The 11,135-nt window shown below is 38.6% G+C and carries 9 protein-coding genes; 5 read left to right on the top strand and 4 right to left on the bottom strand.

Annotated elements, in window-relative coordinates:
* Positions 1–38 precede the first annotated feature (38 nt).
* Complete coding sequence (locus tag D0T08_RS22575; RefSeq protein WP_116985015.1) at positions 39–812, top strand: RDD family protein; 774 nt, start codon at positions 39–41, stop codon at positions 810–812.
* A 93-nt stretch (positions 813–905) separates the two neighbouring features.
* Here the strand turns inward: D0T08_RS22575 and D0T08_RS22570 are convergent, their stop codons facing one another.
* From D0T08_RS22570 to D0T08_RS22560, 3 genes are all read right to left on the bottom strand, one after another.
* The gene (locus D0T08_RS22570) at positions 906–2,135 is read right to left on the bottom strand and encodes an FAD-dependent monooxygenase (protein WP_116985014.1); all 1,230 of its coding nucleotides are present in this window, start codon (positions 2,133–2,135) and stop codon (positions 906–908) included.
* A gap of 141 nt (positions 2,136–2,276) precedes the next feature.
* The gene (locus tag D0T08_RS22565) at positions 2,277–2,480 is read right to left on the bottom strand and encodes a hypothetical protein (protein ID WP_116985013.1); all 204 of its coding nucleotides are present in this window, start codon (positions 2,478–2,480) and stop codon (positions 2,277–2,279) included.
* Between the two features lie 135 nt (positions 2,481–2,615).
* Entirely contained in the window at positions 2,616–3,839 is a 1,224-nt protein-coding gene (locus D0T08_RS22560; RefSeq protein ID WP_116985012.1) for a 4-hydroxy-3-methylbut-2-enyl diphosphate reductase, read from the bottom strand.
* A 190-nt stretch (positions 3,840–4,029) separates the two neighbouring features.
* On the opposite strand from D0T08_RS22560, the gene D0T08_RS22555 reads away from it, so the two are divergent.
* The 3 genes from D0T08_RS22555 (at position 4,030) to D0T08_RS22545 (ending at position 8,917) form a co-directional block, all read left to right on the top strand.
* Entirely contained in the window at positions 4,030–5,742 is a 1,713-nt protein-coding gene (locus D0T08_RS22555; protein ID WP_116985011.1) for a capsule assembly Wzi family protein, read from the top strand.
* 111 nt (positions 5,743–5,853) lie between these two features.
* Complete coding sequence (locus D0T08_RS22550; RefSeq protein WP_116985046.1) at positions 5,854–8,244, top strand: TonB-dependent receptor; 2,391 nt, start codon at positions 5,854–5,856, stop codon at positions 8,242–8,244.
* 112 nt (positions 8,245–8,356) lie between these two features.
* On the top strand, positions 8,357–8,917 hold the full coding sequence (locus D0T08_RS22545) for a hypothetical protein (protein ID WP_116985045.1): 561 nt from the start codon (positions 8,357–8,359) through the stop codon (positions 8,915–8,917).
* A gap of 60 nt (positions 8,918–8,977) precedes the next feature.
* On the opposite strand, the gene D0T08_RS22540 is transcribed toward D0T08_RS22545, so the two are convergent.
* Positions 8,978–9,985, bottom strand: a complete 1,008-nt coding sequence (locus D0T08_RS22540; protein ID WP_116985010.1) for a LacI family DNA-binding transcriptional regulator — start codon at positions 9,983–9,985, stop codon at positions 8,978–8,980.
* Positions 9,986–10,259: 274 nt separating this feature from the next.
* Between D0T08_RS22540 and D0T08_RS22535 the strand changes: the two genes are divergently transcribed.
* The gene (locus D0T08_RS22535; protein WP_116985009.1) at positions 10,260–11,015 is read left to right on the top strand and encodes an SDR family oxidoreductase; all 756 of its coding nucleotides are present in this window, start codon (positions 10,260–10,262) and stop codon (positions 11,013–11,015) included.
* Positions 11,016–11,135: the final 120 nt, after the last annotated feature.

Raw genomic sequence — 11,135 nt, 5'->3', positions numbered from 1 at the left:
AAAAAAATAATTTTATCGGGTAATCGAAGCGCTGTACAATGAAAGCAATTTTTGTTCCGACTTACCTGAATATTGACCTCCGATTTGAATTGGCCCAGGTGGGCGCCCGCTTTGGTGCTTATATCATAGACTGGATCATCAAGTGGTTGTATCTGGTTATTGTCTCTTCTATTACCAATGTTACTTTTCTATATGGGTCGGTATTGATTTCGTTTTTTATTTATATGCCATTTATTTTTTATTCATTCTTGTTTGAATGGCTGAACAAGGGACAATCTGTGGGGAAAAGTATCGTAAAAATAAGAGTGGTAGGAGCTGATGGAAATTATCCGTCTGTGTATCAATGCGCTACCCGCTGGCTGTTTTTAGGGGCAGACATGTGGCTCATCTGGTTATTCGTATTCATTCATCCGGCATTTTATTTTCTGGCCATTTTTAGCCCTTTAATTGGTGGTTTGCTAATTATTTTTAGCGATAAGCATCAGCGTTTTGGCGATATAGCAGCCAATACAGTAGTAATTAATACTAAACAAAAAGAGATTTATATAGAAGATACAATCTATGCTTATGCTACTAAGAGCAAAGGATATGAACCTAAATATCCTGAAATTATGCGTTTATCAGACAAAGAGGTAAACCAGGTAAAATTTCTTTTAGAAAGAGGAAGTGAAACTTTTAATCCGGAAGTGGTGCATAAACTGGCTGCCCACTTAAAGAATATATTGAAAATTGAGAGCAATGATGATGACCATGAGTTTTTGAAGCAATTGCTGAATGATTATAATTATTATGCAATTAATGAAATAAGGTAGGTCATATAGCTCCCCCAACAGCTTTGCTAATCTGCTTAAAACCGTCGGTTAAATCTTTAGGACTTGCAAATAGATACAATAGCTTCAACTATATCATTTATGATGATCCTCTGCTTTTAAATTATGCCATTTGAAATTTGGCAGAACAATTTCCTGTTTACTTTTTTCTTTAGTCTTTGGAGTAAACAAGCTAACCAATTTCTGAACTGGCCGGCTGGCAAAAATACCCACAAAAGTATTTAGTACTGAGACACCAACTGAGGTCTTTGGATACACAATCCAGGGTATGCCTGGTGGTAGTTTCTGCACTTCCTCTACATATGGGCGCATTCGCTTCTCATAAGCCGCAAATGCGTCTTCGTGGTTTTCATGTCTGGCTAATTCACCAGCCAATAGGTAAGCCCCAACGATCGCAAGAGTAGTTCCTTTTCCGGTTAAGGGTGTTGGACAATAGGCTGCATCGCCAATCATCGCTATACGCCCGTCTGACCATCTCGGCGCTTTAATTTGACCAACTTTATCCAGGTAAGCATCCTCAGAAGTATCTAAAGCCTTACTTATCCGGTCGGCTTCCCAACCTGCACCTTTCAACTTGGCTTTGAGCAAGTTTTTCTGCTCTTCAGGCGATAGTTTTTCATAGCCCTTTTCGGCTTCCAGAAACGCGACGGAGGCACGCATAGTTCCATGATTGTCGGGACGTAGCATCAGAACACGGCTTTTAACAGCGGTGTACCAGCGCCACCATTTATTGTCACTCTTCTCGCGGGGAATAGTCAAGTAGGCCATGTACAGTCCCACATAATCAAATACAGGCTCTTTACCAAATACCAGTTCACGAGTGCTTGAGCGTATACCCTCGGCCAAGATAACGAGGTCAAAGGTTTCTTTTTTTCCACTGTTAAAAGTCACATTTACCTGATCAGAGTGTTGTTTCAATTCTTCTATCCAATCTCCGAAGTGATAGGTTACATCTTTCTTTGTACTATCATAAAGAATCTGGACTAAATCGCCCCTTATAATCTCTAATTCCTGAGTCCAGGTAAGTGCCTTATTCTTTGGAAACGAGGCCTTCGGCTGGTTGTCACTCCCAACGAACTGCAATCCTACCTCGCCCGTATGCGCGGCCCGGATGTCAGATTCAATGCCCATTTTCCGAACCACTTTCTGAGCTGGGCCAGTAATATCAATATTCTGTCCTCCTAACCGAAGAGCATCTGAACGTTCGATAACTGTAACTTTAAAGTCCGCTCTCGCCAGCCAGAAAGCCAACGTAGGGCCTGCAATACTTGCTCCTGATATAAGTACTTTCTTCGATTTCGTCATTATATAATGTTCTGAAACAGGTTGACTTTATTTGGTTTACAGACATTAAACTATTTGAGAAGCATTTAGTTTTTTAGTCAGCTATTTTTAGTACAAGACATGCCATTAAAAAAGCCCCTCAGTTGTCTGAGAGGCTCTTTTCTATACACTTAGTTGTGCCCGATGGAAAGTTTTGTTCAGAATTCCCCGATAAATACTTCCAAATTTGTCATAACACCATTTTCTCAATTCGCGTACCTCTCGGAAAGACAATAGTTTTAAGGATTTTTTTAATTCTTTTTCAAACAAACTACTTTCAAAACTTACTTTTTCCAGGATCACTTTCACATAATCTAACATTTTCATAAATCATTAATGGTTAGAATGGTTATAGCGACTAGCAGGTGTAAATTTACTAAATAATTTTTCATTACTACCAACAAAAAACTTTAATTTTTTATTAAAAATAATTCAATTAAATCTTGTAATATTTACAATCTTTTATTCTAACGCCTCTACCACTTCTCTTATTTCTTTTGTAATATTAAAAAAAGATGAAATTTTCAGCATCACTGCTTCCATCACTGCATCAGGGCATGAAGCGCCGCAGGTAAGCAGAATGGTTGTTTTCTCCTGCTCCGGAATAAAGGTAGTTGTAATCTCTTGCTTGTTGTGTAAATCATAATGTTGGATTAAATTCTTGTCTAAAATTTTGTCTTGCGACTGTATAAAAAACGTTGGTAATTTTTCTTCACAAAGTTCTACCAGATGCGAAGTATTAGAACTATTGTACCCACCTACAACTACCGCAAAGTCAGCTTTGTTTTGTAATAATGTATAAGTTGCTTCTTGATTATCGTTGGTAGCATAGCAAAGGGTATCACGAGTATTGGCAAAATGTTTTTCTACTTCCTGTGGTTGAAGTTGGTAGAAATCAGTCATGACCTGCTTCAGGTAATCGGAAATAGCCTGAGTATCAGACGCTAACATCGTCGTCTGATTTACCACCCCTATACGTGCCAGGTCGCTGTCAGGGTCAAAACCTTGCGAATACTGTCCGGCAAAATCTAGATAGAATTGTTCTTTTGGTAATGATTTAATAATATACTTAGCTAACAACTGCGCTTCTGTCATGTCATTAACTACCACGGTGGGTGCATTCTCTTTACTATGTGAAAATGTGGCGCGAGTTTCTTCATGCTTCGGCTTACCGTGTACTACAATACTATAGCCTCTCTCTCCTATCTGCGAGGCTCTGTTCCAGACTTTCTCTACAAAAGGGCAGGTCGTATCATATTTGTAAGGATCAATCTGCAAAGATTCTAACTGTTGCTGAATCTCTAAGGTTGTACCAAAGGCAGGTACTATTACTGCATCATCCGGGTGCAATTCATTCCAGTCTATCAACTGGTTCCCTTTAGTATCCATAAGAAATTTCACTCCCTGCGATTGCAAATCGGCATTCACATCGGGGTTATGAATCATTTCGCTCAGCAAAAAAATACGCTTATCCGGATTTTCATTCACTGTTTTATAAGCAATCTCAACAGCATTTTCTACGCCATAACAAAAACCAAAATGACGGGCAATCAAGAATCTGACAGGACCTAAATCTATTATTGTAGGTGTAAAGTCTTTCTTTAACTTGTCTTTGGCTCGACGTACCTCTTTTATTTTGCCAATGATATTACTCTTATAAATCTCCGGAATAACAAATGATTTCATAGAAATATGATTATTTTAATAATCAATATGATTGAACAAAAGTAAGCCAAATTTGTTAATCATATAGTGTGCCAAATATATACGTACTCTGCCTAATTATTACACAAAATTAAAATATCTGTAAGATAAACTAAGGAATTATCCGTATTTTCGCACCAAATAGCTTAGCTATATAAAAGAACATATTTTAATGCGTTTGAGTTTTATCTTTTTTCTGGGAGTAATATCTTTTAGTTCTTCGGCACAAAGTACATTTACTCCGCTGAATAACGATTATTCGCACTTTATAGAGCGTTACGAAATAAGAAGTGGAAGACTCTCCAATAAATTCTACAGTAATGTAAAGCCTGTCGGTCGCAAAGATCTATTAGAACTTGCCGTTAATTTAGAGCAGGATTCTTCTGCCAAACTTTCGAAAGTTGACCGTTTTAATCTGGCTTATCTACAAAATGATAGCTGGGAATGGCTTGCAGACAACTATCCTTCTGGAATGAATGAAGATAAAGCCCACCAGAACAATACCAGAAAACCATTCCTTAAGTATTTCCTGCAAAAGAAATCTGACTTTTATTATTTCCATAACGAAGATTTTGACATACATATCAATCCGATTTTTCAGTTTGCTTTTGGGGGAGATGATCAGGCAAAAAATTCGCCGTTTACTAATACCCGTGGTATAGAAATACGAGGGAATCTGAATAAGAAACTGGGCTTTTATACCATGCTCACCGAGAATCAGATTGCCTATCCGCAATATGTCAGAGATTATTCAAGGTTATATAATGGTTTCCCTTATGAGGGCTTTACCAAAATTGTTGATAGTGATTCAACAAAGATGATCACTGATTTCTTTTCGGCAAGGGGTTATATTACATTCAAGGCTTTAAAAAATCTGACATTGCAATTCGGGCATGATAAAAACTTCATTGGCTCGGGAGTAAGGTCGTTGATTCTCTCTGATTTTTCGGCACCATACCTGCATCTGAAAGCAATTACTCAGGTAGGACGGTTCCAATATATCAATATCTTCGCACAGGCCGTCAATAAACAAGTGCCAGTAGCTAAAGATGGTACCGAACAGATTCCACCTAAATATTTTACTTTCCATCATCTGAGTGCCAATATTACCAAAAACCTGAATATTGGTTTATTTGAAACCATTATATTTGGGCAACGCAAAATAGGATTTGATGTAAACTACCTGAATCCTATTATTTTCTATCGCTATGTTGAGGGGCACTTAGGCAGCGTAGACAATTCAATTGTCGGGGTCGATTTTAAGTATAATTTTTTACGACGCTTCTCGCTCTATGGCCAATTGGTATTAGACGAATTTAATTTCAAGCATTTCAAAAGAAAAGGCTGGTGGGCGACCAAATACGCTACTCAAATAGGTTTACGCTATATAGATGCCTTAGGTATCAAAAATCTTGATTTACAGGCCGAGTATAATCTGGCTCGCCCGTATACTTACAGCCATAACTCAACTTACAGTAATTTTGTACATTACAATCTGCCACTGGCGCATCCTTTAGGCTCTAATTTCCGTGAGTTTCTGTTCATAGCCCGCTATCAGCCTTTGCCAAGATTAACCCTGAATTATAATTTCATGATGGCACAACATGGTGAAGATTATAATTTTATCAACTGGGGTGGTAATATTCAAAGAAATTACAATCTGCTGCGCCCTTACGATTACAATAACTTTATCGGCCAAGGTAATGAAGCCAATATTCAGAATATAGAAATTGGTGCTTCTTATATGCTCGGACATAATCTATTCATAGACGCGGCTTTTCAGAATAGAAAAGTGAATTATCCTGAAACAGCGACAACCACTACAAGCAATATCTTCTCTATGGGTGTCAGATGGAATATTGGCAAAAGACAGCTATTGTTTTAGGATTTTCATCTACTTTTAATCTTATTTTTACGGGGCTTTCATCTTTTTTTATAATTTTGCAATATAGTTGCATTTATGACGTCGCGATTATATAATCGCATGATTGACCCCATGAAAAGAAGCCTTCTTATATTCTTATATTTCTTATATTCTTCTTCTTTTGCTCAAACAAAAGAAGACACCCCTGCTGCTCCTTGTGATTGCTTCATTCACGGCATAGTATTAGACAATGCTACTAAGCAACCGATTGTAGGGGCGGTAGTTTTTGTAAAAGAACAAAACAAAGGCACTACCACAGATGTAACCGGACATTATCATATTGCCAATCTTTGTCAGGGAACGTATACCATTATCGGCAGGATTGTGGGCTATCAGGATAAAACCTATACTGTCAAACTGGTACATGAAGCCGAGCAGGAAATTAAATTGTCGGAGGGTGAATTACACTTAGCTAATATTGATATTAAAGCCGAAAAGATTGATAACCTGACCCAAACTAAAAATGTACTGGAAAATGCCGCACTTGACCAGACAAGGGGGCAGTCTTTGGGTGAAACTTTAAAACAAATATCCGGAGTAACTACACTCCAAACAGGCAGTTCTATCTCGAAACCTGTTATTCATGGCATGCACTCTAATCGTGTTTTGATTATGAATAATGGGATTCGCCAGGAGGCACAACAATGGGGTAGCGAACATGCTCCAGAAATTGACCCTTTTGTAGCAAAAAAAATTACGGTTCTGAAAGGTGCAGCGGGTGTGCGCTATGGCTCTGATGCCATTGCCGGAGTGATTATGTTGGAACCGGAAGCTTTGCCTGACTCAACCAAAACCGGTGGCGAAGTAAATACAGTTTACTTTACAAATGGTAATCAGATTGTGACCTCAGGCATCCTGGAAGGTGGACTTCGACCTAAAAAAGCAGAAGTGCCTCAATCTTTCGGATATCGTGTGCAAGGTACTTTTAAAAGAGGTGGTGATATCTCTACACCGAATTATAGATTAGCCAATACTGGAGTTTCAGAAATCAATTTTTCGATAGGTGCTAATTATAAACGAAGAAATTGGCAATCCGAGGTTTTCTTTAGTCAGTTTAATACTCAAATCGGGGTGTTTTCAGGTTCGCATATAGGGAATGTGACTGATTTGATTGAGGCTATTAAACGTGGCACTCCTTTAAGTATTTATACACCAGAAACCTTTACTTATACTATCGATCGACCGTATCAGGATGTACAGCACAATTTATTAAAGCTAAAATCTACTTATCAACTACAAAGTGGTAAGCTATCTCTTACTTTGGGTCGACAGTACAATTACAGGAAAGAAGTTGATATTCTACGAGGTGATAAAAATCTGGTTCAGCTTTTTCAGTTGACTACCTATACCGGGGAAGTACTTTTTGAGCATAAGCCTCTGTTTAAATTGTTAACAGGTTCGATGGGAGTGAATGCCAATTTTCAGCAAAACCTGACAACAGGTACTTTGCGTGAGCCCCGTTCTTCTACGGTATTAATTCCCAATTTTCAGAACCTGACAGGGGGTATATTTCTGATTGAAAGAATCGTAAGAAACAGATGGGAGGTAGAAGGTGGCCTTAGATATGATTTCAGAAATCTTGATGTATACAGAATCCCAAGAGGACAACAGATTGTAGTAGAGAATAGCAAGCAAAATGAAAATTTTACTGGCACTTTTGGCTTGAATTTCAGACCAAATTCTCAATGGAATTTTTTGTTGAATCTTACTTCTGCGTGGCGAGCCCCAACTGTCAATGAATTATATAGCGATGGGGTTCATCATGGAGCAGCCAGTTATGAAAAAGGCGACGAAAATCTGAATGCTGAGATAGCTACCAATTTGTCGTTCACGACTAATTATATCACCAAGCTTTTTCAGTTAGAATTGCATGTATATAATAACTATATACGCAATTTTATCTTCCTATCGCCAACCGGGAGGCCTACGCTTACTATTCGCGGAGCTTTTCCCGAATTCTGGTATACCCAAACCAATGCACGTTTCAGAGGAATTGATTTGAGTGGTAATTTTCAGATTCAGAAACATATCTCTTTAAATTCTAAATTATCATACCTGCAAGCACAAGATATTACCCATTCACAGCCGTTGATTATGATTCCACCTAATCGTTGGGAGAATACCCTCCGTTATGAGTGGAAAAAAAGTGGCATTTCATTAACGAATCTCTATGTAGCCAAGCAGAACCGTGTACCTGCTAAAGTAATTTTTAGCGAGATTCCGATAAATGAAATTATATTTAATCAATATGGTGGAGATTTTGCTCCTCCCCCACCTGCTTATACGCTTTGGTCGGCGGCTTTTACTCAACAATTGAAGTTTAATAATAGAACCGGATTAGATGTATCGTTAACGGTCAACAACCTGTTGAATACTGCCTATAGGGATTACCTGAACAGATTCAGGTACTTTGCTGATGAAATTGGGAGAAATTTTGTTATCAGAGCTAAATATTCGTTCTAAAGACCAGTTTTCTAATCGAATATTAATTTGCAATATTGTTGCATAATCAAAAATGAGTTTTTACATTTGCACTATTGTTGCAAATACAGAATCATCATTAAATCTAAAACCCATGCAAAAAAATCGAATTATCGTTTCTGGCTTCCTCATCTTAGCTCTATTATTTTCGATGGTGGCTTGTAAAGACACTGCCGTAGATGTAGAAGAAGAAAATGAAATCATTACTACAGTTAAGTTAAACTTTACTTCGGGTGGTACGACACAAACTTTTGTGTTTAATGACCCCGATGGTGACGGTGGGAGCGCCCCTACTAAATTCGACAATATCAGCCTGAAGCCTAATACAAATTATACGCTTACAGTAGAGTTGTTAGATGAATCGAAAACGCCTGTTGAAAATATTACTGACGAGGTAGAAGAAGAAAGCGACGAACATTTATTTGTGTTCACACCCTCGCCAACAAGTCTTTTGACGTATACTTATGGCGATAAAGATGCCCGCAATTTTCCGATTGGCTTAACAGGAACTGTACAGACCGGAGCGGCTGGTACAGGTAAACTGAAAGTACAATTACGCCATCAACCACCAGTAAATGGAAAAGAAGTAAAAGATGGCACACCAACAACGGGCAGCGATGATGTAAGCTTAGATTTCAATCTAAGTATTCAATAAAAGTTTGTTTTTAATTTATAGTTTAGGTAATAAATCCACAAGCCCATGGTTTGTGGATTTTTAGTCTGAAGAAGTACGAAGATTTACTTCTGTAGGTATTTTTATAGTTTTTATTGTGGCCGTATTCCGTTTATTATCAATTGTATCTAAAAGCATTTCTGCTGCCGTTTTGCCAATTTCAAAAGCAGGTTGTACTACAGTGCTTAAAGGAGGGTCTAGTAAATGTGCTACCTGTAGATTGGTAAATCCTATAAAAGCCACTTGTTCAGGGATATCAATACCTTTGGCTTTTACAGCCGCAAAGCAATCTAAGGCAAGCCGGTCACTAGCGGTAAAAATAGCATCTGGTTTTTGAGTATCCAATAATTCAAAAATCACTTCTCTGGCTTCTTCCGGGGCAAAGCCGCAATAGCGCACCAGATTCTCGTTAAAGGGTATGCCGTGCTTTTCGAGAGCTGCCTTGTATCCCTCCAACCTTTCATTAGTAGTATAGAGCAAAGACGGGCTGGTAATATGGGCAATTCTTTTTCTGCCTGATAAAATCAGGTGTTCTGCTGCTTCAAATGCTCCCTGAAAATTATCAGCAATCACTTTATTAGCTTCAATCTCGTTTGAAATCCTGTCGAAAACTACCAGCGGTACTCCCCTCTTTTGTATTTCCGATAAATGGTTTACCTCGGTGGTTTGTCCTGACAACGAAATCAGAACTCCATCAACTTTACGCCCCACCAAATGTTGAATATTGCTACGCTCGCGCTCATAAGACTCATGGCTCTGAAAAATCACTACATGATAGCCCCTGTCATACGCCACTGCTTCAATGCCATTAATCGCTTGCGAGAAAAAATTATTGGCTATCTCCGGCACTATCACCCCTATGGCCCGGCTTCGGTTTTCTTTCAGACTCAAAGCAATCGGATTAGGGTGATAATTCATCTTCTTGGCATACTCCAATACGAGTTTTTTAGTCTCAGGGTTAATCTCATAGCTACCCCTTAACGCTCTCGAAACCGTTGAGGTAGAGAGGTTAAGCGCCTTCGCAATATCTTTAATGGTTATAGCCTCCAAGATTAATACAAGTAAAATACAATTTTATGATTGGTCAGTTGTAGAACACACAAACAACCAGAAGTATGAACGACAATCAAAGATATTAAAATTATCGGTACCAATGGTATGAACAAGCCTTTTTGGTAACGTTCCCGACAACGATTGCATAAATAAAGTCAATTATTTATTTGTTTCTTCCTACGTTAGTTTTACATCTTCGTAGGTATATTTGATTGATTTTACTAGTCAGATTTCAGGCTTTATCTTTGAATAATTCTATTACTCTCATAAAATGTTTAATCTTTCAGGCAAAGTTGCGCTTGTAACAGGCTGTAACAAAGGCATAGGCAAAGCCATAGCTATCGGACTTGCAGAAGCAGGTGCTGATATCATTGGAGTATCTGCTAGTATCGAATTAGAAAATAGTGCAGTAGAACTCACCGTTAAGGGTTTACAAAGAAATTTCAAGGCGTACCAGGCTGATTTCGGTAATCGTGAGAGCCTTTATGCGTTTATTCGACAAGTAAAGGTTGATTTCCCAACAATTGATATTCTTGTGAACAATGCAGGTACTATTATGCGTAAGCCTGCGGCGGAACACCCGGACGAGTATTGGGACAAAGTAATGACGATTAACCTTGATTCTCAGTTTATTCTGGCGCGCGAAATTGGTGCCAAAATGATAGAGCAAAAATCGGGTAAGATCATTTTTACAGCTTCATTACTTACCTTCCAGGGTGGTATCAATGTACCCGGGTATGCTGCCAGCAAAGGCGCTATCGGAAGTTTGGTAAAAGCATTAGCCAATGAATGGGCATCAAAAGGCGTTAATGTAAATGCCATAGCCCCTGGTTACATTGCCACAGATAATACAGAAGCACTCAGAAATGACCCTGATAGAAGTACCTCCATATTAGCCCGTATCCCGGCCGGACGCTGGGGAGAAACAGAGGACTTTAAAGGCCCGGCAGTATTTCTGGCTTCCTCTGCCTCTGACTATGTACATGGCACTATCCTGACCGTGGATGGGGGATGGATGGGGAGGTAAATCATTGAGTGATTGTGTGATTTAGTGAATGAGTGATTAATTAGCTTAGGGCAGAACATAGAGAAATATTATGGAATAAATAAACAACTAATTATAAATTCAGAGAAATCCTAAAATCAG

The organism is Emticicia sp. C21 (assembly GCF_003418935.1).
GTDB lineage: Bacteria > Bacteroidota > Bacteroidia > Cytophagales > Spirosomataceae > Emticicia.
This window is presented reverse-complemented; position numbering and strand designations above follow the sequence as displayed.